Below are 23,360 nucleotides of genomic sequence, written 5' to 3'. Positions count from 1 at the left end.
GCCACCGGCTCCTCGACCTCGGGCTCGGCCTCCTCGGCCACCGGCTCCTCGACCACCACGGGGGCGGCCTCGACCACCCGGCGGCGGCGGGGACGGCGCGCCGGGGCGGCGGGCTCCTCCGCGGCGGCGGGGGCCTCGACGGCCTCCGGCTCAGCGGCGGCGGGCGCCTCGACCACGGGGGCGGCCTCGGGCTCGGCCTTCTTGCGGGTCCGACGGGCCCGCACGGGCTTCTCCGCCGGCTCCGTCTCCGTCTTCTCGGCCCTCTCCGCCTTGTCGGCGGCCTTCTCGGCCTTCTCCGCCTTGGGGGCCTTCGCCTTCGCGGCGGCGACCGGGGCCTGCTCGGCCTCCGGCGCGGTGACCACGATCGCGGAGGCCTCGGGCGCTCCGGCGGGCGCCTCGGCCCGCTTGCGGGTGCGGCGGGCCCGGACCGGCTTCTCCGCCGCCGGCTCGGCGGCGGCGGTCTCGGCGACCGGCGCCTCGACCGTACGGGTGGCCTCGGCCTCGGCCGGGACGACCGTCTCGGCGGCCTCGGTGGCGGCGCCCTGCGGCGCTCCCGCGGGGCGGGACACGGCGCGGCGGCGCCGGCGCGGCGGCGCGGCGGACGCGCTGTCGCCGCCGGTCGCGGCGGTGTCGTTCGGTTCCGTCGCAGGCTGCTGCGGATCGGTGTTATCGAGCATGCGGGTGGATCTCCCGTCAGGCCCCCGGGCTCCGCATCCGGGCACGGCACGACACCGGTGGCCGGCCGGCATCACGACGATGCTCGGGCCGGACCCTCTCACGGTGCCGCCGCGCGGACGCGAGGCCGCACAGGGGCTCGTAGTCTCGCTCGGCGCCCCGCCCTCGGCGGGGTGTCGAAAGTCTTCTGGTCTGACCAGTCTTCTGAGGTTTTCCCAAGCTGCGCCGTCCCCCAACCCCGGGTGGCTCCCGGACGGGGTCCTCGGGCCCACCGACCATCGGGGTCGGCGGGCCGCAAGAGGCCGGCCTGTGCTTCGACGACGCTCGCTCCCCTGGGGAGCAGCGGGGGCCTGGAGGACCAGCGGGCCCAGTGGGGAACTGGACCCGGCCTCCGCCCGCTAGGCGGACGCGGTTGCGCGCGGCTCGCCGGCCGCCAGAGGGCCGGCCTGGGCCGCGGCGCGGTCGAGCGCCAACGGGTCGGTCACCGTGCCGGTCCCCTCGTCGAGCGGCCCCTGCGCCAGCCTGGTCACCTCTGCGGGGACCGGCGGCGCCAGGTCGGCCGTCGCACGGAGACCGGACAACACGTCGTCGGGTCGTACGGCGGGTGTGGCGTGTCGTACTACCAGGCGCAGTATCGCACAGGGACGCCCGGTCCGAACATCGCGGGTCTCTTCGCCCTCCGTGTCCGCACCGCCGTCGACCTGCGGCGGGAGGAGCTCAAGAGCCGCCACCGCCCCGCGCGCGTCGAAGACCCGCAGACCGTTCTTGGTGAGGCGTTCGACCTCGACCCGCTCGGCGGCGAGGAACAGGGCGACCGCGCGGGCCGCCTCCTGCGGGTCGACACCGTCGAGCCGCACCTGCCACTCGGAGGCCTCCAGGCGCTCCACGAAGTTGGGCGTCCGCACCTCGACCGCGTCGATCACGTCCAGGCCCGCGGGCAGCGACTCGTCCAGTTGGACGCGCAGCTCCTCCGGGTCCCGGTGGGCCGCGAGGCCGATCTCCAGGTACTCCGCCTCACTGGCCACACCGGTCGGCGCGGCATTGGCGTAGGACACCTTGGGGTGCGGGGTGAAGCCGGCCGAGTAGGCCATCGGCACCACCGAGCGGCGCAGGGCGCGCTCGAAGGCGCGCTGGAAGTCGCGGTGGCTGGTGAAGCGGAGCCGGCCGCGCTTGGTGTAGCGGAGACGAATCCGCTGCACCGTCGGCGCGGGCGGCGGACCGTCGGGCGTACGGCGTGCCAGGGTCGCTCAGTCCTTCGTCAGTGGTCCCCGTCCGCGGCGGCGGCGATTTCCCGCCACTGTCCGGACTCTTACACCTCAAAGGGTACGCGCCCCCGCCCACCCCTCGCTCCGCCCCCGCCCGCCCCGACCCGCGAACGCCCCCGCCGGAAGGATCCGACGGGGGCGCTCCGGTGCCTCTGCGGCTACTTGTTCACCACGGTGAGCGGGAGCATCGTCTTCCCGGTCGGACCGATCTGGATGCTCGTGTCCATCTGGGGCTAAATGGAGGCGGTTCCAAAACCGTCGAAGGGGTCACCGACATGGCGAAGCGCACCCGTACGGCACGTGCGGCGCAGCAGAGGGCGTACACGGTCGAGGCCGAGTGGACCACCGCGGATCTGCTCCTGCTCGGGGAGCTGAAGAGAGCCGAGGCCGCCCTACCGACCGACGCGCCCCGGGCCCTGATCTCGGTCCGGCTGTCCGTCCTGACGGAAGACACCACCTCTCCCGTCCGCCAGGAGCTCGACCTCCGCCGCGAGGCCCTGAACCGGGGCTGCCGCGTGGTCGGCGTCGCCAGCGACCTCAACGTGTCCGCCACGAAGGTGCCGCCGTGGAAGCGCAAGCAACTGGGCGACTGGCTGAACAACCGGGCTCCGGAGTTCGACGTGCTCCTGTTCTGGAAGCTCGACCGGTTCATCCGCCGGCTGTCCGACCTGAACACCATGATCGACTGGGCGCTGAAGTACGGGAAGAACCTGATCTCCAAGAACGACTCGATCGACCTGACCACCGTCGTCGGCAAGATCCTGGTCACGCTCATCGGCGGGATCGCGGAGATCGAGGCCACCAACACGAGTACCCGGGTCGCGAGCCTCTGGGACTACGCCAAGACCCAGTCCTCCTGGCTGGTCGGCAAGCCTGCCTTCGGGTACACCACGGCCGAGGACGAAAACGGCAGTGTGGTCCTCGTTGTCGACCCGGACGCGCGGAAGGCCCTGCACTGGTGCCGACGCATGGCCCGTCGAGGCATCTCCGCCACCCGCATGGTCAAGCTGCTGAAGCGCGCGGGCCTCGTCAGCGACGGCCTCACGGCCACGACCCTCCTGCGCCAACTCCGCAACCCTGCCCTGATGGGCTACCGGGTGGAGGAGGAGAAGAAGGGCGGTGCCCGCCGGTCCAAGCTCCTCCTGGACAAGGCCGGGAAGCCGATCCGGGTCGCGGAGGCCGTCTTCGTCGAGGAGGAGTTCAACGAGCTCCAGGCGGATCTCGACAAGCGCAGCAAGAGCCAGCCCCAGCGTCGGCCCGGTGGCGCCACGAAGTTCCTCGGGGTCTTCGTCTGCGTCGACTGCAAGACGAACATGCTAGAACAGCGGAACCGCGTCAAGGACCGGATGTACGAGTACCTGCGGTGCCAGGGCTGCAAGGGTGGGGGCTTGGGCGCCACCAACCCCGACGCGATCAACGCCAAGCTCGTCGTCGACGTGCTGTCGGTCCTCGGGGACGAGCCCGTGCAGGTGCGCGAGTACGCGCGGGGTGCGGAGGCACGCGCGCAGGTGGCGCAGCTCCAGGAGTCCATCGCCTACTACATGAAGGAGCTGGAGCCCGGCGGCCGGTACTCCAAGACCCGGTTCACGCGCGAGCAGGCGGAGGAGACGCTGGACAGGCTGATCACCGAACTCGGAGAGATCGACCCCGAGAGCACCGAGGACCGGTGGGTGAACGTGGCCAACGGGAAGACGTTCCGGCAGCAGTGGGAGGAAGGCGGAACCGAAGCCATGGCCGCAGACCTCCTGAGGGTGGGCGTCCGGTGTGAGGTCACCCGAATCAAGGTCAAGGGTCAGCGGGCTCCCGCCATCAAGCTTCGCCTCATGATCCCCAAGGACTACCGGGACCGGCTGATCGTCAAGGAGGACCACTTCGCGAGCAAGCTCTGACACGAGCGGCCGGTCGTGCGGCAGCCACCGGTCCTCGAGGCCGGGGGCTGGCGTTGTCAGTGCTTGGCGGGGTCGTAGGGCTCCTCGTTGCCGTCGTCGTCGACGATGACGATCTCGCTCCTGATGACCGGCACCTTCGTCTGCCCCGGAATCCCGGCCCGCTCGACGGAGCCTTGGGGTACAGGTGCCGGGCCGGTCACCATGCCCCACCGGACCGGCCTGAACCTTCCGCGTCTTCGCGCGCGACTTCCCGGGTTGTGGCGAGGTCTTCGGCGATGCCGGCGGCGATGAGCGCTTCGGCCGGGGTGTGCCCGGTTCCCGCGAACCGCCATGCGCTCTCGACCACGGTCTCGCTGTCCCGGTCGGCGTACAGGCCGCTGGCGTGCTCGGCGCGTGCGGCCCGGAGCTGCCCGTATGTAGTGGAGAAGGCCCTCGTCTTGGTGAGGCAGTGGCCCCGGTAGCCGAGCATGTGGGCCCAGGCCCGGAGGCGGAGGTGTTGCAGTTCGGGAAGGCCACCGAGGCGCCAGGCGGTGGCGATGAGTGCCCGGGCGTGCAGGCTGACGGGCAGGGCACGGATCTCCGCCAGGGACTCCATCCGGCGGTCGACCGCTCCCGCGGCTTCCACGCTCTTGCTCGTGTACTTGGCGACATAGGCGGCCACGGCGTCGTCCGTAAAGCGCCCGCCGTCCCCTTTCATCAGGGGGTGGGCGTCGAGCTGGGTACCGAAGCGCAGCCGTCCCCCACTGTGCGCCGCCGTGTCGGGAGGCGGGAGCGCGACGGCCGCGGCGGCCGAGCGGACGGTCTCCAGGAGGAGAGGCCCCGTCGCCCAGGAAGGAGGCGGAGCAGCGGGACCGTCCGGGCCGTCGAGTCGGACGACCGCATGGAAGTGGACGGAACCGCGCTTCTGGTACTCGGCGACCTTGGCGGCGGAGACGCGCACCAAGGCGCGTACCTCCGACCGGCCGACGCCGGCCCGGGTGGCGAGGTGGTGGTAGAGGTTGTCGCGGAACGCCTTCCAGAGCGCAGGGGCCATGGCGTTCCACAGGACATGCCCGGGGTAGTCGTAGCAATCGGCGCAGAGCGGCTGTCCGACGAGCGGGTCCGTGCCCGGGTGGAGCCGGCCGCAGCCGTGCCGACCGCCGTGTTCGCAGCACCGGCGACGGGCCCTGTGGCACTCCCCCGCGCGGTGGACCGCACCGAACGAGGGGGCGGTCAGGGTGACGAACAGCCGCGGGTGCGTCCGAACCGTGTCGGGGACGCCCTTGCCCCCGGTGAGGCCGGAGCGAACCAGGTGGAAGGTGTCGCCGCTGTGCTCGCGCGAGCAGGTGGCGCATCGGGAGGCCCGACGGTTGCGACAGCGGACCGAGAGCCGGCCACCGGGTTCGGCCTCGGTCGAGTAGTGGCGCAGCACCTCCCCGGTCCCGGCGTCGAGGGTTGTGCTGTGCCCCCTGAGGTGGACAGGTTCCGCGCAGCCGCCGGTGGCGCGGACCTGGTCCAGCCAGCGGTTCAGATCGGGCAGCTCGCCGAGCCGGACGAAGTCCCTTTCGACGTCGGACAGTTGGCGCAGCCGCGCCTCCTGGTCGAGGAAGGCGCGGCGTGCGGTGGGGTCGTCGTACGGGTTGGCGCGGGTCATGGCGGGTGTCTCCAGGGCCAGGGTTCGCCGGGCCCCGGCCGGGCCAGTGCTGCGACGGTCCGGCCGGGGGTGGCGTGGTGGTGGATGGAGCCGGTCCGGCGGTCGAGGGCAGGGCCGCCGGTGAAGGTTGGGTGGGCCGGCACGGTGATCACGCCTTTCAGGCGGTGTGGGTGATGCCCTGGACGATCCAGGTGACGGCGCGGGCGACGGGGTCGGCCCAGCCCACGCGGTCGAGGTGGATGCCGAGGACGCCGACGAGCAGGACGTGCCAGAGGCGCAGCTCGCCGGAGCGGACCAGGAGGTAGGTGACGACGATCAGGAAGGCGATCAGGACGGCGGCCATGTCCATCAGGCGTGGACCCCTTCGCTCTGCTCGTCCGCCTGCTGGAGGCCCGGCCAGATCGGCGCGAGCCGGGCGTACTTCCTGGCCGCCCGACGGGCCTGGTCGGGAGTGACGTGGATGGAGCGGGCTCTGGTCCATCGGCCGTCGGTGTCGGCGGTGATGGCGACGCCCTGTTCGGCGAGGGTGATCCGCTGCGCGGCTTCGAGGGCGTCCTTGTTGAGGTCGCCGAGCGCCATCTCCGCTGTCCCCGGATCGCTCACCCGGTGGCAGACGCGTCCGGCCAGCTGGGCACGCAGGGCGGTGACGCCGGGGCCGAGGTCCGAACCGACCCGCTGTCCGGCGACGACCAGATGGACCCCGAGGGCCGCGCCGAGTTGGGCGAGCCGGAGCAGGTTGGTGGAGATCTCCCCGACCTCCGCCTTGTCGTCCCTGGTCGCGACCAGGTACAGCTCCGCGACCTCGTCCACGATCAGGACGACGGGCATCTTGCGGAGCTTGGCCGGCAGGTCCCAGACCGAGCGCGCCCCGACCGACCGGCACAACCGCATCCGGGCCTCGGTCTCGGCCACCAGCTCGGCCAGGAGCCGCGAAGCCTCAGCCCGGGTGGACGCCAGCGCCGACAGCCGGTCCTCGAAGAGCGACAGTTCCATGCCGCCCTTGAGGTCGATGCCGAAGAGGGCGACGCGCTGCGGGGCGAGTTCCTTCACCAGCGAGGCGATCAGGGTGGACTTGCCGGAACGGGTCGCGCCGACGATCAGCCAGTGCGGCGCCCGCCGGAAGTCGACCACCCAGGCCCGGCCGTCCTCCAACAGGCCGACCACCGCCCGCAGCACACGCTGCTTCAGCTGGTACGGCACGACGGGGGCGCGGAGCGGGTCCCAGGCGAGCACGGACAGGGTCACGAACCCGCGCTCGTCCGACACGACCCGGACCGCATGGACCCGCCAGGTGTGCGTTAGGGCTTCCACGGCGGAGACGAAGTGCTCCGGCACCTGTCCCGGGTGCAGCCGCACCGCGACATCGAGGCCGCCCCGCTTCAACTTCGGGATGCCCAGGCGGGGCGGGTCCGGCCTCAGCGGGTCGCCGCGAACGACCATGTCCCCGATCAGCGCCCGCCCCGCGCGCTTGGCCACCGCGAGGCCGAGGTTCGTGGTCAGGCGACGCCAGGTCACCCGGATCCGCACGACCGCGGCTGGATAGCCGAGCAGGCACCACCACACGTAGGGGTGGTGGCGCCGCAGGCCCGGAGCCGCGCTGAGCAGGATCAGCACCACCGCCAGCAGCGTCACCCAGAGGAGCTGGAGCACGATCATCGCCGTCCCCCGTTCTCCGAGGCCGTGTTGTGGGTCTCGGTCTCCAGGTCGCGCGCCTGGCCGACGGCCTTGGTGGCGAGGACAGCGATGTGGTCGAAGAGCAGGGCACCGTCGTCGTCCCTGCCGAACGGGTCGACCTCTTCGGCCAGGTCCCCGAGTTCGCGCAGCAGGCCGCGCAGCTTCACCCGCGTCGCGCCGCTCATCAGGCGTCTCCGCCCTTCCGGGAGGCCGCCGGGGCCGACGCGGGGACGGGGGTGATCGCGTCGGCGCGGAAGGACAGGCCGTGCCGGTCCCCCATCGCCCACGAGAAGGCGGTCAGCCCGGTGACCTGCACCCGCACGCCTTCGGTCACACCGACGGGTTCACCGGACACGCTGATCTCGACGATCGAGGCCCGCCGGCCGTCCTGCCGGACCGCGACCCCGACCGTGTAGACGGTCTGCCCCTCCCGGTCCTTGCGCACCTCCCCGGTCTCGCGGTTCGCGATCCGCGCCTCGGGGGCAACGATGCAGGTCATCGTGCCGAGCCGGGTTCCATCAACGGGAATGGACTGCATGAGCGCACACTCCTCCGACACCAAGGCCGCATGACGTAAGTCGTCAAACGTACTTACCTTTGATGTCGAGATGATGCCCTTCCTTGACGCCTCGACGCAAGCGATTCATGCTTACGTTTAACGGCTACCGACTGACGACAGACCTAGACATGCGGCCCGAGCTGGGCAAACGACCACAGCCGAACTCTCGAAGACGACGCGACACGAAGCGGGCCCCCTACCCCCGGCGCCCGCACAAGGGGTCAACACCATGGCGATCATCCGCAACGAGGCACTGCACAAGCAGGTAGCGGCGGCGATGCGACAGTCCATCGCCGCCGGGGAGTGGCCACCCGGCACGCAGCTGCCCACGGAGACCGACCTCGCCGAGAAGTACGGAGTCTCCCGACCGACCGTCAGGCTCGCCGTCGCCGCGCTCCGCAACGAGGGCCAGTTGGACGTGAAGCAGGGCCGCGGCACCTTCGTCCGCCCCACCGTCCACGGCCCGACCGGCACCCTGGGCCGGACCGTCACCACCCAAGGCAAGACCTACTCGACGCCCACCGACTCCTGGTTCGGCCACGCCGAGGAGCCCACCGTCTACCGGACCCGCACCGACGCGATCACCGCGCCACTGCTGGAGATGGACCAGGACGAACTCATGCTCGGCTGCGACCGCCTGCTGACCGACCCCACCGGCGGCGGCCGCGCCCTTCACCGCCTGCTGCTCCCCATGGAACGCGTCGAGGCCACCCCCCTCGCCCAGCAGCCCGCCGCCACCCCGGCCGAGGCGTACGCGACACTCGCCGCCGCCGGCCACGACATCGCCTGGCGCGAACGGGTCACCGCCCGCATCCCCCAGCCCGACGAGCGCGAGGCCCTGAAGCTCTCCGAGGCCGCCGTCCTCCTGGTCACCCACCGCACCACCTACGACCGGGCCACCGGTCTTCCCCTCATCCTCGAAGAGACCCGCCTCGGCGCCGAAACCGCCGCCCTCACCTACGCCATCGAGGCCCGCCCCGCCGAAGCCGCCCGCTGACCCTGTCGCAAACCTTCTCTACTTACTCAAGGGGGCGGCCCCAGCCGCCCCGGCCGGGCATGCGGCCTTGCGGCCGTTCCGGGCCGGGCGCCTGGCCCGCCCACAGAGAAGCGCCCCCTCCCCGCCGGCTGCCGCGCGACGGCTGATGCCGGGCGGCTCCGCGGTTTTACCCACCTCTCAGGCCCGGGGCCCGCATCGAGCAAGACCGGGGGGCCACTCGGCCAAACTGCGGTCAGGCCCAAAAGCCCTGACCGAGCCGCAGCAGCTTACGGCCCCCCGATCATGCCCGACCCCAAACCTGACAGGACACCGACCAAAACCGCTCCACCGCCCTCTTTGGGTAAACGGCTTCTCGCGGTCCAGCCTCCCCTCTATCCTCTGCTCATGGCAGACAATGAGCCGTCAGGCTTCTGGTCCTACACCCATCGTGATAACGATCTTGATGGCGGGCGCATCCTCCGCCTTGCGGAAGCCATTCGGAATGAGTTCGAGATCATCACTGGCAATGAGCTAAAGGTCTTCGTTGACAGTAAATCGATCTCATGGGGGGACGAGTGGAAGCTTCGAATTGATACTGCAATTTTCGGAATCACTTTCCTGATTCCCGTGATGACGCCTCGATTCTGCCAATTTACTACGTGAATGTGCCAAAGCTCATCGATGACCCTTCGAGCGATGAGGTTATGGCACTCCTGACGCAGCGACAATGGGTTGACTGGCGTGCACTTCGACTCGAATCCGAGGATTCACCAGCCTATAGGCGAGCCATCAACGAGCTCGCAGTCCGGCTGAGCGACATCGTCGATCGCGCCCTTGCAGTCGACAGGCCAGTGCTCACAGGAATTGCAGACGAGAACGACGAGCCTGGCTTCATTGAGATAATGGCAGCAGCCGAAGAGGCTATGCCTAGGTGGGCCAGTACGGCCGCAAGCCTTAACGTGGCCACATTGGAATTCGGATCTCACATGTCCTGGGCGGCCGAAGAGATCCAACGATCCGATGCAGCCGGCAAGGCTTTTTCTGGACGTTTGGCAGTTTACAGGAAGCTGCGAGAGCGACTTGAGAAGCCAGTCGAGAATATCTCGGCGATTGGCTCCCGATACGCCGCCGAATTGGTTGAAATTGATCCGGCCATCATTCAACTCATTCGAACGGTGGCCGACGGTGGCCTCGACGAGGAGACCTCAAATTCCGCCAGTGACTTCTTCGACTCGATCAAGGGGCTGTGCGAGGCCACTGCGGAGGCCATGGGCGGGGTTGAGGTATTCCGCGACGGTGCCAAAGGTGCAGCTCAAATGAGCAAGGAGCTGCGCCCGCTGATGAATGACCTGCAGTCTGCCCTGCAGAAGGTGATTGACGGCCAGACCATCATCGAAGAGTGGGGGCGGCGGATCGATGAGACTCGAGGAAAGGGCGAGATTCAGGGATGAGATCACGAACTCCGGCATGAATGAGCCGTCTTTGCGAAGCTCGATTTGATACTTCCGGAGATTCGAATCAAGAACACACCAGCCGGAATACTGCAACAGGGAATCGTCCAGTTCTAGACCTGCGTAGATCTTCTGCCGTTTGAGGCACCGAGGCCAGGATCAGTGTTCTTTAGGCGCACCAGATCGGACTTTAGCGATTGGTTGGGGAGCACCGGCGACGCAGAAGAGGGAAAACTGGGAAGTCGGGTGAGTCGCGGATCAGAGCAGGCGCTCTGCACCAAGGTCCACAAAGCGGATGTCGACACGGTAGCGAAGACGGAGTCGGTCGGCCGAACATCCCGCGCACCAACCGCGCGATCGCCGATCACATCCGGAAGCACAGCAACCCAAAAGCTCACCATCGATCATTTCCGAAGGCGAGACACAGCTCCGTAGCCAACGGAGTAAAGTGCCGAGGTATGGATTTCACTGTGATCGCCAACGCGGTAGAGGTCGATGCGGGTGTCAAACGCGTATCGATGAGGTTCATCAAGAAGTATGCGGCCCCCGAGAGAATCCGACTCAGTTCTGAGCTCTGCGAGAAGATCAGCGATGCACTCTATGGGCATGGTCTAGTGACAGTCCCGCGGACACTGCCAACTTCTGAGACCGACTGGGTGTACGTCATCGCCAAGGACAGTCCCCTTGGGCAGGCCGTGAGCATCGCGGCGATCGTCGCTAATTTTTCCCAGCTAGGAGCCTCGCCACTGGGCGGACTGGAGAACAGCTATCCTGGGCTTCAGGAACTCTTTCTGGGTGGGCCGACGCTGAAGTAGCTGGGCTACGTAGAAACCCTGGAGCTGAGCAACTAACCCCTGTTCCATATCTGGGGAGAAATTCAGCGGATGCCTAGGCAACGAACGTTCTGACCGGTCAGCAGTCGCTGTACGTCGAGATCGAATAGCTGCTCAAGTTGCTTCAGGTCAAAATTCCCGATCGCTCGGGTCTGGTGGACGCTTTCGCGGTCACCAGACCCACTCAATGCGACTCTCTACGGATTGCAGCAGCCAGGCACAACAGTTCTTCAAGGCTCAGCCACCCCTCGGCGATCCCCTCGATCCGGACCAGCGCACCGCCCTGGGCGTCAGTGTCGGCGATAGCTCGCAGTTGCCCACGGTCCACACCGCAGGCAACCAAGAGCGAGTTCAGCTCGTCCGCAGTCTGCCTCGCGACCCGCCAGCCGGCCGCGTAGTCCACGCCCGGCAGCCACGCCCACGAGTCAGGGTCGAGGCTCGCCGCCAACTCCGCACCGAAGTCGTCGTCCCCGTCCAACTGTTCTTCAACTCCCCTGGTCAAGAACCGAACCGGGCCATCCGTGCACTGACATGCCGAGGAGCCCGATACCATCGGCATCGGGTTCCGACCCACCGGACCACCCCTCTCCCGCCAAGGTTCCGGGGTGGTCCGGCACGTGTTCGGTTGTTCTTGATCAGGTCATGTGCGGTCCCGTCCCGGCTCGTCGCAGGAGAAGATCCGCCGGAACAGTTCCGCCTCGGTCAAGCCCATCAGCGGATCGTCGCGGCCCGTCTCCTCCCGCCGGATACGCCGCATCAACTGCGCCCGCTGGCCATCGGTGAAGCCGGGCTCGTCGCACCACGCCATGACGTCACGGTGTGCAACTCGGCGCCTGCGCGAGATTGCCCGAACGGGCCAGGAGAACTGGCCGTCCAGCAGCCACCAGGTCGCCGCCCGGTACCGCCAGGCCCGCAAACTCCGGATCACCGAGCCGCTCCAGGACCAGCGGGGTACAGGCGGACCAGGGTCGGGGTCAGGTCGAGGAAGGCCAGGGCCCGCACCTCTCCCTGCGTCGCGAGCCGCTGCCCAACCGTCTGCGCCTCCGACGGTCCGAACAGCTCCGCGAAGTAGCCGTGCTGGTCCGGGCTCAGTGGAAGCACGGCGAGCGTCCGCAGCAGCGCGGCCATCGCGTCCGTCAACTTGCTGAAACACGCAGGTGCGGTGATGCCCCGGACTTCTACGATCACCGGGAACGGGTACAGACAGCCCGCTTCCAGTCCCGATCCACCGTGCTCTTCAGGCGCGGTCATCTCCCCACCACCTCCCCCGCACGACGCGGGTGCCACCGGTGGACACTGACCGTCCGGCCGTTCACCACGATGCTTCGGATCAACGCCTTCCCCAGCCCCGCGCCGCAGTAGAAGCACCGCGACGAAACCCCGGAAAGCCTGCTCACTCCGCACCGCCCTTCGGGCTCACCAGAGCCCAGACGATCTTTCCGATGCCTTCGGGCCGGGGCCCGTAACCCCATTCGAGGGACAGGGCCTCGACCAGGTACAGCCCGCGCCCCGACATGTCCTCCGGGTCGGCGGTGCGCCGGATCGCGGGCTTCTCGCTGCTCGCGTCGTGGACCTCGATCCGGAGGTGGTCGCACACCACCTCGAACCGAACGGCGATCTCACGTCCGGGCGACACCCGCGCGTGCACCACCGCGTTCGCCACCAGCTCGCCGAGCACCAGCTGACCGTCCACCGCGAGGGCCCTGCCGCCCGGAACGCTCTGCAGGAACTCACGCAGGTGGCTCCTGGCGACCTGCGCGGATCGCCTGTGCCGCGTGAGCGTCGTCTCGAACGGGGGTATGCCGACGGCCGGCCTGTAGGGTTCGGGGCCGTCTTGGGGGTTTCCCGAGCTGATCACGTACACCGCCTCCCGATGTCCCAGCGGACGGCCCGAACCTGGACGTTCCGGCCCTTGACCCCAGGTTGCCGATCGGGAGTGCAGACTTCGTACCCAAGCTGATTACCCAATGTGGGTAAACTCACAGGCAATCAACTTGCTTGCAGTGGCTGATGATCGACAGCGGGGGCAGTGGTGACCGAGGCTCGCGTACCGGACCGACTGCCCGCAGGTCTGCTCTCCCACCCCGAGATGATCACCGCCTGTCGAAGACGCGACTTCGCCTCCGTCTTCCGGCTGCTCAAGCTGGCGGGGATCTACCCGTCACTCATCGCTCGCGCCTGCGACATGACACCGAGCCGGGTCGGTGAAGTCATTTCCGGGAAACGCAAGATCGAGAAGATCGATCTCATCGAGCGGATCGCCGACGGACTCCACATCCCGGGGCGCATGCTCGGCCTGTCAGACCGGCCTTGGGAACAGGCGGGACTTGTCCCGCAGCCCCGGCGGCGCCCGCCGGAGTCGTCCGCCGGCACACGGGGCCTCAACGCCCCGATCGATCCCGAACTCTTCGTCAGCCATCTGCGTTGCGCGATGCCCGGTCACTACAAGTCCGCGAACCTGCTCGGCTCCCGCCACGCGCTCGACGCAGTCACGCGGCACGTCCAACTGCTTGACCGTCTCCAGCAGGACGCCGAGGGCCGCGCCCGGGACGAACTTCTCACCATCGGCGCCCGCACCGCTGAGTTCCTGGGCTGGCTGAACCAGGACCTCGGGCACTTCGACCGGGCCCTGTACTGGTCGGACCGCGCCATGGAGTGGGCGCAGGAGGCCGACGACGACGTGATGGCCGCCTACGTGCTCTTCCGGAAAAGCAACCAGGCCACCGCCCAGCGCAACGGTCAGAAGGCCGTCAGCCTTGCCCGCGCCGCCCAACGCTCGGTCGGGGCCACGCACCGGATCCGGGCCCTGGCGGCGCAGCAGGAGGCCCAAGGCCACGCGCTCATGGGCAATCCGCGCTTCGCCCAGGAGAAGTTCGACGAGGCCCACGAGGTCGCCGCCTCACCGGACGACTCACATGCCGACGACGCTCTTGATCTCGCCTACTGCACACCGACCTACATCGAGATGCAGCGGGCGAACTGCATGATCGAACTCGGCGACCCGCACACGGCCGTGGGCATGTTCGAGGCGGAGCTCCGAATCCTCCCGCCGATCTACCGCAACGACCAGGGCGTCTACCTCTCCCGGCTGGCACGCGCCTACGCGGTGTCCGGCGAACCCGAGCAGGCGGCCGCCGCAGCCGACCGCGCACTGTCGATCGCCGTCGACACCGAGTCGGCGCGCGCGATGTCCGAACTGTCCGCCGCACGCAGGGCCCTTGAGCGGTGGAGCGCCGTACCCGAAGTCGCCACGTTCACCAGCCGCTTGACCCTGATGAGCGGCGGGAGCCCTCTCGACCGCTGATGGCCCGATGGGAGAGGCTGGGCCCATGGACGCACTGATCACGGCCGCCACCTCCGCAGACGAACGCCGACGCGGCGCCAGGATCGCCGTACTGCCGGTCGGCAGCTTCGAGCAGCACGGCGACCACCTGCCCCTGACCACGGACACCGTCGTCGCCAGCCTGATCGCCCAGCGGATCGCCACCGACCACGACCTGTTCCTCCTGCCGCCGATCACGCTGTCCTGCTCCCACGAGCACGCGCACATGCCCGGCACCGTCAGCATCAGCGCCGCCACGCTCTACGCAGTGATCAACGACATCTGGAAGTCCCTCCGGGCCTCCGGCGTCCCCGGCCTGCTGATCGTGAACGGGCACGGCGGGAACTATGTCCTCTCCAACGTGGTCCAGGAGGCCAACACCGAGGGCCCGCGCGTCGCCCTGTTCCCGGTCCGCGAGGACTGGCACCGGGCCCGCGAAGCCGCCGGCCTGGAGAGCAGCAGCGCCGAGGACATGCACGGCGGCGAGCTGGAGGTGTCCCTGCTGCTCCACGGTGCTCCCGAACTCGTCCGGGACGGCGTCGCGGGCGACGACCACGACGCCCCGGAACGCCCCCACCTCCTCACCCTGGGCATGGCGGGGTACACCCGGAACGGCATCATCGGCCGCCCGTCGCTCGGCACGGCCGAGAAGGGCAAAGCCCTCCTGGACAGCCTGTCCGAGTCGGCCACCGCCCACCTGTCACTCATAGGGGGTAGCTGACAGGTATCCCCTCACCACCCAAATGGTGGATATGCGGGCCCGCGATTCGGCCTGAGTTCCGCAGACCGACCGAAGCCGTGAACGGAACGACGGCCCCACGTGACCGCAGCGCGTCGGTCACGGGCGGTTCGCCCGCCTGGCCCGAATAGTGCTGTATGCCTGTTCGAGTTGCTATATCTGCCGTTTCGGGTAGGCACTGGCTCGGTCGCCGGCTACCGCCGGCTCGGTACTGAGGAGGAACGGTCATGACACAAACCGGACAGCGGGTTGATCCATTCGCCGCGTTCAACTTCACGCTGGACATCGATGGGTTGGCAGGCTCGCACGGCTTCTCCGAATGCAGCGGGGCCAACACCGAGCAGGACGTGATCGAGTACCGCGAGGGCAACATGGACTTCTCAGTCATCAAGCTCCCGGGGTTGAAAAAGTTCGGTGACATCACACTCAAGCGCGGCTTCACCACCAATCGCGAGCTGTGGAACTGGCGGCGAGCGGTACTGGAGGGCACCGTGGTTCGCCGCAGCGGCCACATCACGCTCAACGACGAGGCTGGCAAGCCGGCGCTGCGGTGGAAGTTCGCCAACGCCTGGCCCAAGCAGTACTCGGCCCCGTCGCTCAGCGGCACTGCCACCGAGGTCGCCGTCGAGGAGTTGGTCCTAGTGGTGGAGAGCTTCGAGCTGGACGCTGCGTGACCGCTGCGCCACGCCAGTCGGCCGCGCCAAGGACTAGCCCGGTGTGCCGTGGGGGCCTACCGAGCCGCCCAGCAAACGCGAGAGCCCTCCCCGAGAGATTCGGGGAGGGCTCTGTGCGTCGCTCCAAGGCCTCAGATCCACTCGATCGAGGTCTCGATGCCCGGGGCACTCCGGGCGGCGGGCAGAGGGGTCCTCCGGCCGCCTTGCCGGGCCTTCCCGGGGGTCGGGGTGGGCCCGTCCGGGGCGCGCGTCAGGCCGAGCGCGCCCAGGACGAGCTCCCGCTCACCCTCCGGAAGGCTGTGAAGTAAGTCACACAGCTCGTCCACCGTGTCACTCACGCCGATGCCTACTTCTGCTGGCCAGGGCCGCCGACGACCGTCAGCGGGAGCATCTTCTTGCCCGTGGGGCCGATTTGTATGGCCGTGTCCATCTGGGGGCACACGCCGCAGTCGAAGCACGGCGTCCAGCGGCAGTCGTCGACCTCGACCTCCTCCAGGGCGTCCTGCCAGTCCTCCCACAGCCAGTCCTTGTCGAGGCCGCTGTCCAGGTGGTCCCAGGGCAGGACCTCCTCGTAGCCGCGCTCGCGGGTGGTGTACCAGTCGACGTCGACGCCGGTGCCGGCCAGGCCCTTCTCGGCGGCGGCCATCCAGCGGTCGTAGGAGAAGTGCTCGCGCCAGCCGTCGAAGCGGCCGCCGTCCTCGTAGACCGCGCGGATGATCGCGCCGACCCGGCGGTCGCCGCGGGAGAGCAGGCCCTCGACGATGCCGGGCTTGCCGTCGTGGTAGCGGTAGCCGATGTTCTTGCCGTACTTGCGGTCGCCGCGGATGGAGTCGCGCAGCTTGGCCAGGCGGGCGTCGGTGGCCTCGGCGGACAGCTGCGGGGCCCACTGGAACGGGGTGTGCGGCTTGGGCACGAACCCGCCGATGGAGACGGTGCAGCGGATGTCGTTCTGGCCGGTGACCTCGCGGCCCTTCTGGATGACGTTCTTCGCCATCTCGCCGATCTGGAGCACGTCCTCGTCGGTCTCGGTGGGCAGGCCGCACATGAAGTACAGCTTCACCTGGCGCCAGCCGTTGCCGTACGCGGTGGCGACGGTGCGGATGAGGTCCTCCTCCGACACCATCTTGTTGATCACCTTGCGCATGCGCTCGCTGCCGCCCTCGGGGGCGAAGGTGAGGCCGGAGCGGCGGCCGTTGCGGCTGAGCTCGTTGGCGAGGTCGATGTTGAAGGCGTCGACGCGGGTGGACGGCAGGGAGAGGCCGATCTTGTCGTCCGTGTAGCGGTCGGCCAGGCCCTTGGCGATCTCACCGATCTCGGTGTGGTCGGCGGAGGACAGCGACAGCAGGCCGACCTCCTCGAAGCCGGTGGCCTTGAGTCCGCGGTCGACCATCTCGCCGATGCCGGTGATGCTTCGCTCCCGCACGGGGCGCGTGATCATGCCGGCCTGGCAGAAGCGGCAGCCGCGGGTGCAGCCGCGGAAGATCTCCACGGACATCCGCTCGTGCACGGTCTCCGCGAGCGGGACGAGCGGCTGCTTGGGGTAGGGCCACTCGTCGAGGTCCATCACGGTGTGCTTGGAGACCCGCCACGGCACGCCCGGGGCGTTCGGCACGACCCGGGCGATCCGGCCGTCCGGCAGGTACTCGACGTCGTAGAACCTCGGCACGTACACGCCGCCGGTGCGGGCCAGCCGCAGCAGCAGCTCGTCGCGGCCGCCCGGGCGGCCCTCGGCCTTCCACTCCCGGACGATCCTGGTGATGTCGAGCACGGCCTGCTCGCCGTCACCGATGACCGCGCAGTCGATGAAGTCCGCGATCGGCTCGGGGTTGAACGCGGCGTGGCCGCCGGCCAGCACGACCGGGTGGTCCTCGGTGCGGTCGCGGGCCTCCAGCGGGATGCCGGCCAGTTCGAGCGCGGTCAGCATGTTGGTGTAGCCGAGCTCGGTGGAGAAGGAGAGCCCGAACACGTCGAACGCCTTCACCGGCCGGTGGGCGTCCACGGTGAACTGGGGCACACCGTGCTCGCGCATCAGCGCCTCGAGGTCCGGCCAGACGCTGTAGGTGCGCTCGGCGAGGACGCCCTCCTGCTCGTTGAGCACCTCGTAGAGGATCATGACGCCCTGGTTGGGCAGACCCACCTCGTAGGCGTCGGGGTACATGAGCGCCCAGCGGACGTCGCAGGCGTCCCAGTCCTTGACGGTCGAGTTGAGCTCGCCGCCGACGTACTGGATCGGCTTCTGGACGTGCGGGAGGAGAGCCTCCAGGCGTGGGAAGACCGATTCGACAGTCATGAGTACCAGGAACCCTTACGACGTTCGGACCGCCGCTCGCTCGGCATGGCGACGGCTGGGAGGGGTGACCCTCAAGGGTAGCCGAACCGCCGTGTTCCCCGGCCCGGCCGCCCTCGCCCCGGGACCGGCCGCGGGCCTCGCGACGGCCCGTGCCGAGGGGTGTACGGACAGGTCCCGGCACGTGAACGCGGCCCCACCGCGGGACCCCGGCGACTGTTGACACGCTCCGAGGCCGCGTGCGGTACTGGCAAGGCTCCACCGGAAGGTCCTGTGCGCCCCCGGGACAAGGGAGTTGGCCGCGCGCGCACCGGCCGTGCCGGGCGGCCCGGCGCGACCCCGCGCCGGACTCCCGGCCCAGGCCCCCGACCGCGCCGACCGCCCGCCCCCGAGGACAGGAGAGCCATGACCGACACGGGCCGGCGGACGCGCCGGATCGACAGCCCGTGCAACGACACCGAGAGCTACCCGACCGTGGCCCGGGCGATCGCCGCGGCCCGCGGGCTGGCCCGCCGCCACCCCGGCCGCTGCCGGGTGCGCGAGGTGGGCCGTTCCCGTGCCGGACGCCCGCTGGTGCTGCTCTCGGTGGACGACGGCGAGCACACCGTCCTCGTGGTCGGCGGCCCGCACCCGAACGAGCCGGTCGGCCTGGCCGCCGCCGTCCGGCTGGCCGAGCAGGCACTGGCGCAGCCGCCCCGCCCCGGGGTCGGCTGGCACGTCCTGCTCTGCCTGGACCCGGACGGCGCCGCGCTGAACGAGGGCTGGCTGAACGGGCCGCTCACCGCGGCCCGGCACTACGAGCACTTCTTCCGGCCCGCCTTCCACGAGCAGCCCGAACTGCTGCCGCACCCGGACGGGCCGCTCGCCCCGATGCCGGAGAGCCGGGTGCTGACCGGGCTGATCGACGAGCTGCGCCCGGTGCTCCAGTGCTCGCTGCACGGCGTGGACTTCGGCGGCGCCTTCGTGCAGCTCACCCGGCCGCTGCCGGCCCTGGCCGGGCGCTTCGCCCGTTCGGCGGCCCGCGGCGGCATCCCGCTGGACGTCGACTCCTACGACGCGCTCGGCTGGGCCAGCCCGGCCCCCGGCACCTATCTGATGCCGCCGCCGGGCCGGAGCCGGCAGCCGCTGCCGGACCGCCCCGAGCTGTCCACCTGGGCGTACGCGGGCCGGCACGGCGGGACGACGGCCGTGCTGGAGGTCCCGATGTGGGCGGTGGACGCGGTCGGCGACCACCGCCCGGCCCCGGACGTGGCCGCCGCCATGGCGGCCTGCGCGGACCGGCTGCGGTCCCGGGTGGCGGAGCTGACCGCCCTGCTGCCGCAGGTGCCGACGCACGCGGGGGTGGCGTACGGGCCGCTGCTGCGCTCGGTGGAGTTCAATCTGGCGGTCTGCCCGCCGGTGGTGGACGACTGGCTGGCGAACTGGTCGGCGGCGGCGCTGTCGGTGTCCCGGGTGACCACGGCCCGGATCGTCGCCGAGCGGCTGCCGCTGCGGATCGCCGCGATGCTGCTGCGGCTGCTCGCGGACAGCGGCGGCCCGGCGGCGGACGCGGCCCGGGTGCGGGCCCGGGGGGTGGCGGCGGCGAGCCTGGAGGGCCTGCAGCGCCTCGGCGCCCGCTGGGTCCCGGTCGAGACCCAGGTCGCCCACCAGACCCGGGCGGTGCTCGCCGCCGCCGACCTGCTGCTGCCCTGAGGGGCGCACACACGGCGAGGGCCGGACCGGGGATTCCCGGTCCGGCCCTCGCCGTACACCCTCGGCCCGCTCAGGCCGCTATCGGCCGTTGGCTCTGCACCGCCTGGAGCAGCCCGATCGCCACCCAGGTGGAGAACATCGACGATCCTCCGTAGGAGACGAACGGCAGCGGGATGCCGGCCACCGGCATGATGCCCAGGCACATCCCTATGTTCTCGAAGCCCTGGAAGGCGAACCAGGCGACCACCCCGGCCGCCACGATCGTGCCGTACAGGTCGGTGGCCTGGCGGGCGATCCGGCAGCCCCGCCAGAGCACCACGCCCAGCAGCACGATGATCGCCATCGCCCCGAGGAAGCCCAGTTCCTCGCCGGCGACCGTGAAGACGAAGTCGGTCTGCTGCTCCGGCACGAACTGCCCGGTGGTCTGGGTGCCGTGGAACAGCCCCTTGCCGGTCAGTCCGCCGGAGCCGATCGCGATCCGGGCCTGCGCGGTGTTGTAGCCGACGCCGGAGGGGTCGAGCGCCGGGTTGGCGAAGGCCGCGAACCGGTCGATCTGGTACTTGCTCAGCACGCCGAGCTTCCAGATCGCGACGCAGCCGCCGACGCCCGCCAGGATCAGCCCGAACACCCAGCGGTTGGCCGCGCCGGAGGCGAGCAGGATGCCCAGCACGATGACGGCCATCACCATCACCGAGCCGGCGTCGGGCATCAGCATCACGATCGCCATCGGCAGGGTCGCCCAGACCAGCGCCCGGAACACCGCCTTGTTCGCCGGGAACTCCCGCTCCCCGGCGTCCACCTGGTCGGACATCACCAGCGCCATGGACAGCACGATCGCCAGCTTGGCGAACTCGGCGGGCTGCACGGAGAAGCCGCCGCCCAGCTGGATCCAGGAGTGCTGGCCGTTGATGGTCGAGCCGAGCGGGCTCAGGGTGGCCATCAGCAGCAGGATCACGCCGGCGTACAGGAAGGGCACCACGGTGCGGAACCGCCGGCTCCCTATCGCTATCACCACTGCGCACAGCACCGCTCCGACCATGACGTTGGTCAGGTGCCGGAACAGGAAGTACTGCGGGTCGCCGTGGGTGAGGGAGTCGCGCCCCCGGGTGGCCGACCAGACCAGCAGCGAGCTGCCCAGCGACAGGACGGCCGCGGCCAGCAGCAGTATCCAGTCGATCCGCCACAGCGGGGAGTCCTTGGCCAGCGCCTTGGGCACCCCGCCGCGCTGCGGGGCGAGTCGGAGCTGGCGGTACGAACCGTAGGAGGTCATGCCCGGCCCCTTCCGGTGGTGGAGCGGGTGGGTTCGACGGCGACGGCGGCGGAGACGCCCGGCACGGGGGTGCCGCCGCCGGGCCGGTCCGGGTCCAGGAAGACCCGCGGCGAGCCGCCGGCCACCCCGGGGTCGCCGACCGGGACGACCGAGGAGGCCGCAGCGACCGGGCCCACCGAGCCGACCGAGTCCGCCGAGCCCACCGGGACGACCGGGCCGACCGGGCCGGACGGGCCGGACGGGCCGGACGGGCCGGACGGGCCGGACGGGCCCGCCGAGGCGTCGAAGGACACCGGCTTGATGATCGCGGTGCCGTCCGGGTTGAACTTCGGCAGCTCGGCCTGCGGCTTCGGCAGCAGCGCCTTGCCCTGGTCGATGTTGCCCTTGTCGTCCACGCCGTACAGGGACTGGTAGATCCGCCGGATCGCGTCGCCGGAGCCGCCGGAGCCGGTGCCGCCCTGGCTTATCGTCATCACGACCGCGTAGTCGCGGCTGTAGGTGGTCAGCCACGAGGTGGTCTGCTTGCCCTCGACCTCGGCGGTGCCGGTCTTGGCGTGCAGCTCGATCTTGCCCTGCGGCCAGCCCGCGCCGGTGAACTTCCAGGCGGCGGTACCGCTGGTGATGACGCCCGCGGTGGCCTGGTCGATGTAGCCGAGCAGCTTCTGGTCGCCGGGCAGCCGGCCGTCCTCGTGCGGGGCGATCTCGCGGACGAGATCCCCGCCCGGGCTTATCACGGCCTTGGCGACGGTGGGCCGGTAGAAGGTGCCGCCGTTGGCGAGCGCCGAGTAGATCCGGGCCATCTGGACCGGGGTGACGAGGGTGTCACCCTGGCCGATCGCGAAGTTGACGGCGTCACCGGCGCGCATCTGGTAGCCGTCGACGCAGTTCTCCCGGGCGATCTGGTCGGAGAAGGAGTTGCCGCCCTTCTCCGCCTGCTTGCACCAGGCGTCCTTGTTGTTGTCGTAGAAGGACTGCTTCCACTGCCGGTCGGGGACCCGGCCGGGGACCTCGCTGGGCAGGTCGATGCCGGTCTTGGCGCCGAGGCCGAACTGGTGGGCGGTCTTGAAGAACCAGTCGCCCGGGTCCTTCTTCGGCTTGATGCCGCCGTCCTTCATCCACTGGTCGTACGCCAGGCCGTAGAAGACGGTGTCGCAGGAGACCTCCAGGGCGCGCTCCAGGGAGATCGCCCCGAAGCTCTCGCTCTCGAAGTTCTTGAACTCGCGGCCGCCGATGGTCATGGCCTTCGGGCAGTCGTAGCGGCCGTCGAGCGAGTAGCCGGCCTGGACGGCGGCGGTGGTGGAGATGACCTTGAAGGTCGAGCCGGGGGCGGACTGACCCTGTATGGCCCGGTTGAGCAGCGGGAAGTTGGACTCCTTGCTGGTCAGCGCCTGGTAGTCCTTGCCGCTGATGCCGCCCTGCCACAGGTTGGGGTCGTAGGTGGGGGCGCTGGCCATCGCGACGATCCGCCCGGTGTGCACGTCCATCACGACGGCGGCGCCGGAGTCGGCCTCGTAGTTGCGGTTGGTGACCTTGTCGAAGGTCTTGCGGGCGTCGCTCATGGCCTGCGCCAGGTTGTCCTCGACGACCTTCTGCACCTTGGCGTCGATGCTGGTCACCAGGTTGTTGCCGGTCTGCGGGGCGGCCTGGTCGGCGGTGCCGATGACCCGGCCGAGGTTGTCGACCTCCAGCTTGGTGATGCCGGCGGTGCCGCGCAGGTCGCGGTCGTAGACGGACTCCAGTCCGGCCCGGCCGATCTGGTCGGCCGGCAGGTAGCGGTCGAGCCCGGCCTTGTCGGCGGTCTTGGAGACCTCGTCGTCGGTGACCGGGGAGAGGTAGCCGAGCACCTGGGCGAGGTTGGCCCCCTCGGCGCCGGTGTAGTGGCGCACGGCGGTCGGCTGGGCGGTGACCCCGGGGAAGTCCTCGCGGCGTTCCATTATCTGCATCGCCTGCTGGGTGGTCGCCTCCTTGGTGACCGGGATCGGCTGGTACGGAGAACCGTTCCAGCAGGGCTGCTGCGTCTTGGCGTCGCAGAGCCGGACCTTCTCCTGGACGTCCTTGGCGGGCATCCCGAGCACGTCGGCGAGCCGGGTCAGCACCGCCTTGCCGGCGTCCTTCTGCTGGAGCAGCGAGGTGCGGCTGACCGAGACCACCAGCTTGGTCTCGTTCCCGGCGAGGATGCGGCCGGAGGCGTCAAGGATCTCGCCGCGGACGGCCGGTTCGACGACCTCGCGGATGTGGTTGCCGGTCGCCTTGGCGGTGTAGACGCTGGCGTTGCGGATCTGCAGGTACCAGAGCCGTCCGCCGAGGGTGGCGAGCAGCGAGACCACCAGGATCTGCAGCACCACCAGACGGATCGTCACCCGCCGGGTTCGGCCGGTCTCGGGGATGTTGCTCACGTCTCGTGCGCTCCAAAACTGAACA

General features: G+C 69.8%; 24 protein-coding genes and 1 pseudogene. 9 read left to right on the top strand and 16 right to left on the bottom strand.

What is annotated here, in order from left to right:
- Together BI06_RS50950 and BI06_RS19715 are read right to left on the bottom strand one after the other, a co-directional pair.
- Positions 1–677, bottom strand: a pseudogene (locus tag BI06_RS50950) (ribonuclease E/G); the annotation flags it as partial.
- A gap of 396 nt (positions 678–1,073) precedes the next feature.
- A complete protein-coding gene (locus tag BI06_RS19715; protein ID WP_030397422.1) occupies positions 1,074–1,874 on the bottom strand; it encodes a TIGR03936 family radical SAM-associated protein in 801 nt (266 codons plus the stop codon).
- 341 nt (positions 1,875–2,215) lie between these two features.
- On the opposite strand from BI06_RS19715, the gene BI06_RS19710 reads away from it, so the two are divergent.
- Complete coding sequence (locus BI06_RS19710) at positions 2,216–3,829, top strand: recombinase family protein (RefSeq protein WP_051741434.1); 1,614 nt, start codon at positions 2,216–2,218, stop codon at positions 3,827–3,829.
- Positions 3,830–3,885: 56 nt separating this feature from the next.
- Here the strand turns inward: BI06_RS19710 and BI06_RS50945 are convergent, their stop codons facing one another.
- From BI06_RS50945 to BI06_RS19685, 6 genes are all read right to left on the bottom strand, one after another.
- Entirely contained in the window at positions 3,886–4,032 is a 147-nt protein-coding gene (locus BI06_RS50945) for a hypothetical protein (RefSeq protein ID WP_158516444.1), read from the bottom strand.
- Positions 4,026–5,462, bottom strand: a complete 1,437-nt coding sequence (locus tag BI06_RS19705) for an FAM166 family protein (protein WP_233290229.1) — start codon at positions 5,460–5,462, stop codon at positions 4,026–4,028. The genes BI06_RS50945 and BI06_RS19705 overlap by 7 nt, the downstream gene beginning before the upstream one ends.
- A 157-nt stretch (positions 5,463–5,619) precedes the next feature.
- Positions 5,620–5,811 carry a hypothetical protein gene (locus tag BI06_RS19700; RefSeq protein WP_043470119.1) on the bottom strand — a complete coding sequence of 64 codons (192 nt, stop codon included), beginning with the start codon at positions 5,809–5,811 and terminating at the stop codon, positions 5,620–5,622.
- A complete protein-coding gene (locus BI06_RS19695) occupies positions 5,811–7,118 on the bottom strand; it encodes an FtsK/SpoIIIE domain-containing protein (RefSeq protein ID WP_043470116.1) in 1,308 nt (435 codons plus the stop codon). The genes BI06_RS19700 and BI06_RS19695 overlap by 1 nt, the downstream gene beginning before the upstream one ends.
- Positions 7,115–7,321: a hypothetical protein gene (locus BI06_RS19690; protein ID WP_043470113.1), complete on the bottom strand. Its 207-nt coding sequence runs from the start codon at positions 7,319–7,321 to the stop codon at positions 7,115–7,117. The genes BI06_RS19695 and BI06_RS19690 overlap by 4 nt, the downstream gene beginning before the upstream one ends.
- A complete protein-coding gene (locus BI06_RS19685; protein ID WP_030397416.1) occupies positions 7,321–7,674 on the bottom strand; it encodes a hypothetical protein in 354 nt (117 codons plus the stop codon). The genes BI06_RS19690 and BI06_RS19685 overlap by 1 nt, the downstream gene beginning before the upstream one ends.
- A 250-nt stretch (positions 7,675–7,924) precedes the next feature.
- Here BI06_RS19685 and BI06_RS19680 point away from each other — a divergent pair, with 250 nt between their 5' ends.
- The 4 genes from BI06_RS19680 to BI06_RS19670 all read left to right on the top strand — a co-directional run bounded on the left by BI06_RS19680 (position 7,925) and on the right by BI06_RS19670 (position 10,937).
- Positions 7,925–8,692, top strand: coding sequence for a GntR family transcriptional regulator (locus BI06_RS19680; RefSeq protein ID WP_043470110.1), 768 nt, complete (start codon positions 7,925–7,927; stop codon positions 8,690–8,692).
- A gap of 384 nt (positions 8,693–9,076) precedes the next feature.
- Entirely contained in the window at positions 9,077–9,334 is a 258-nt protein-coding gene (locus tag BI06_RS49550) for a hypothetical protein (protein WP_149030417.1), read from the top strand.
- Between the two features lie 2 nt (positions 9,335–9,336).
- Positions 9,337–10,122, top strand: a complete 786-nt coding sequence (locus tag BI06_RS49545; protein WP_149030416.1) for a hypothetical protein — start codon at positions 9,337–9,339, stop codon at positions 10,120–10,122.
- Positions 10,123–10,580: 458 nt separating this feature from the next.
- Complete coding sequence (locus BI06_RS19670; protein ID WP_043470107.1) at positions 10,581–10,937, top strand: hypothetical protein; 357 nt, start codon at positions 10,581–10,583, stop codon at positions 10,935–10,937.
- Positions 10,938–11,139: 202 nt separating this feature from the next.
- Here the strand turns inward: BI06_RS19670 and BI06_RS19665 are convergent, their stop codons facing one another.
- From BI06_RS19665 to BI06_RS19650, 4 genes are all read right to left on the bottom strand, one after another.
- A complete protein-coding gene (locus BI06_RS19665; protein ID WP_063795008.1) occupies positions 11,140–11,433 on the bottom strand; it encodes a hypothetical protein in 294 nt (97 codons plus the stop codon).
- A 162-nt stretch (positions 11,434–11,595) separates the two neighbouring features.
- On the bottom strand, positions 11,596–11,763 hold the full coding sequence (locus BI06_RS50940; RefSeq protein WP_158516443.1) for a hypothetical protein: 168 nt from the start codon (positions 11,761–11,763) through the stop codon (positions 11,596–11,598).
- A gap of 116 nt (positions 11,764–11,879) precedes the next feature.
- Positions 11,880–12,206 carry a hypothetical protein gene (locus BI06_RS19655; protein WP_149030415.1) on the bottom strand — a complete coding sequence of 109 codons (327 nt, stop codon included), beginning with the start codon at positions 12,204–12,206 and terminating at the stop codon, positions 11,880–11,882.
- Between the two features lie 142 nt (positions 12,207–12,348).
- On the bottom strand, positions 12,349–12,813 hold the full coding sequence (locus BI06_RS19650; RefSeq protein WP_233290228.1) for an ATP-binding protein: 465 nt from the start codon (positions 12,811–12,813) through the stop codon (positions 12,349–12,351).
- A gap of 174 nt (positions 12,814–12,987) precedes the next feature.
- On the opposite strand from BI06_RS19650, the gene BI06_RS19645 reads away from it, so the two are divergent.
- From BI06_RS19645 to BI06_RS19635, 3 genes are all read left to right on the top strand, one after another.
- A complete protein-coding gene (locus tag BI06_RS19645) occupies positions 12,988–14,259 on the top strand; it encodes a hypothetical protein (protein WP_158516442.1) in 1,272 nt (423 codons plus the stop codon).
- Positions 14,260–14,284: 25 nt separating this feature from the next.
- Complete coding sequence (locus BI06_RS19640) at positions 14,285–14,998, top strand: creatininase family protein (RefSeq protein ID WP_043470095.1); 714 nt, start codon at positions 14,285–14,287, stop codon at positions 14,996–14,998.
- 245 nt (positions 14,999–15,243) lie between these two features.
- On the top strand, positions 15,244–15,690 hold the full coding sequence (locus BI06_RS19635) for a phage tail protein (protein ID WP_043470092.1): 447 nt from the start codon (positions 15,244–15,246) through the stop codon (positions 15,688–15,690).
- 131 nt (positions 15,691–15,821) lie between these two features.
- On the opposite strand, the gene BI06_RS19630 is transcribed toward BI06_RS19635, so the two are convergent.
- Both BI06_RS19630 and BI06_RS19625 read right to left on the bottom strand, forming a co-directional pair.
- Positions 15,822–16,028, bottom strand: a complete 207-nt coding sequence (locus BI06_RS19630) for a hypothetical protein (protein WP_043470089.1) — start codon at positions 16,026–16,028, stop codon at positions 15,822–15,824.
- Between the two features lie 8 nt (positions 16,029–16,036).
- Entirely contained in the window at positions 16,037–17,980 is a 1,944-nt protein-coding gene (locus tag BI06_RS19625) for a TIGR03960 family B12-binding radical SAM protein (protein WP_043470086.1), read from the bottom strand.
- A 402-nt stretch (positions 17,981–18,382) separates the two neighbouring features.
- On the opposite strand from BI06_RS19625, the gene BI06_RS19620 reads away from it, so the two are divergent.
- A complete protein-coding gene (locus BI06_RS19620; protein ID WP_051741430.1) occupies positions 18,383–19,669 on the top strand; it encodes a M14 family zinc carboxypeptidase in 1,287 nt (428 codons plus the stop codon).
- Positions 19,670–19,739: 70 nt separating this feature from the next.
- Here BI06_RS19620 and rodA read toward each other — a convergent pair whose 3' ends face one another.
- The gene (gene rodA, locus BI06_RS19615; protein ID WP_030397404.1) at positions 19,740–20,939 is read right to left on the bottom strand and encodes a rod shape-determining protein RodA; all 1,200 of its coding nucleotides are present in this window, start codon (positions 20,937–20,939) and stop codon (positions 19,740–19,742) included.
- Positions 20,936–23,335 carry a penicillin-binding protein 2 gene (mrdA, locus tag BI06_RS19610; protein ID WP_233290227.1) on the bottom strand — a complete coding sequence of 800 codons (2,400 nt, stop codon included), beginning with the start codon at positions 23,333–23,335 and terminating at the stop codon, positions 20,936–20,938. The genes rodA and mrdA overlap by 4 nt, the downstream gene beginning before the upstream one ends.
- Positions 23,336–23,360 lie beyond the last annotated feature (25 nt).

Source organism: Kitasatospora sp. MBT66 (assembly GCF_000710405.2).
Classification (GTDB): domain Bacteria; phylum Actinomycetota; class Actinomycetes; order Streptomycetales; family Streptomycetaceae; genus Kitasatospora; species Kitasatospora purpeofusca.
Note: the sequence above shows the minus strand (reverse complement) of the source record. Positions and strands in the feature narration are given on the sequence as shown.

What these genes read in the sequence shown, in the direction of transcription:
- BI06_RS19710 (WP_051741434.1), top strand. Translation starts at nt 2,216, where the DNA reads ATGGCGAAGCGCACCCGTACGGCACGTGCGGCGCAGCAGAGGGCGTAC.
- BI06_RS50945 (WP_158516444.1), bottom strand. Translation starts at nt 4,032, where the DNA reads ATGGTGACCGGCCCGGCACCTGTACCCCAAGGCTCCGTCGAGCGGGCC.
- BI06_RS19705 (WP_233290229.1), bottom strand. Translation starts at nt 5,462, where the DNA reads ATGACCCGCGCCAACCCGTACGACGACCCCACCGCACGCCGCGCCTTC.
- BI06_RS19700 (WP_043470119.1), bottom strand. Translation starts at nt 5,811, where the DNA reads ATGGACATGGCCGCCGTCCTGATCGCCTTCCTGATCGTCGTCACCTAC.
- BI06_RS19695 (WP_043470116.1), bottom strand. Translation starts at nt 7,118, where the DNA reads ATGATCGTGCTCCAGCTCCTCTGGGTGACGCTGCTGGCGGTGGTGCTG.
- BI06_RS19690 (WP_043470113.1), bottom strand. Translation starts at nt 7,321, where the DNA reads ATGAGCGGCGCGACGCGGGTGAAGCTGCGCGGCCTGCTGCGCGAACTC.
- BI06_RS19685 (WP_030397416.1), bottom strand. Translation starts at nt 7,674, where the DNA reads ATGCAGTCCATTCCCGTTGATGGAACCCGGCTCGGCACGATGACCTGC.
- BI06_RS19680 (WP_043470110.1), top strand. Translation starts at nt 7,925, where the DNA reads ATGGCGATCATCCGCAACGAGGCACTGCACAAGCAGGTAGCGGCGGCG.
- BI06_RS49550 (WP_149030417.1), top strand. Translation starts at nt 9,077, where the DNA reads ATGGCAGACAATGAGCCGTCAGGCTTCTGGTCCTACACCCATCGTGAT.
- BI06_RS19670 (WP_043470107.1), top strand. Translation starts at nt 10,581, where the DNA reads ATGGATTTCACTGTGATCGCCAACGCGGTAGAGGTCGATGCGGGTGTC.
- BI06_RS50940 (WP_158516443.1), bottom strand. Translation starts at nt 11,763, where the DNA reads ATGGCGTGGTGCGACGAGCCCGGCTTCACCGATGGCCAGCGGGCGCAG.
- BI06_RS19655 (WP_149030415.1), bottom strand. Translation starts at nt 12,206, where the DNA reads ATGACCGCGCCTGAAGAGCACGGTGGATCGGGACTGGAAGCGGGCTGT.
- BI06_RS19640 (WP_043470095.1), top strand. Translation starts at nt 14,285, where the DNA reads ATGGACGCACTGATCACGGCCGCCACCTCCGCAGACGAACGCCGACGC.
- BI06_RS19635 (WP_043470092.1), top strand. Translation starts at nt 15,244, where the DNA reads ATGACACAAACCGGACAGCGGGTTGATCCATTCGCCGCGTTCAACTTC.
- BI06_RS19625 (WP_043470086.1), bottom strand. Translation starts at nt 17,980, where the DNA reads ATGACTGTCGAATCGGTCTTCCCACGCCTGGAGGCTCTCCTCCCGCAC.
- BI06_RS19620 (WP_051741430.1), top strand. Translation starts at nt 18,383, where the DNA reads ATGACCGACACGGGCCGGCGGACGCGCCGGATCGACAGCCCGTGCAAC.
- rodA (WP_030397404.1), bottom strand. Translation starts at nt 20,939, where the DNA reads ATGACCTCCTACGGTTCGTACCGCCAGCTCCGACTCGCCCCGCAGCGC.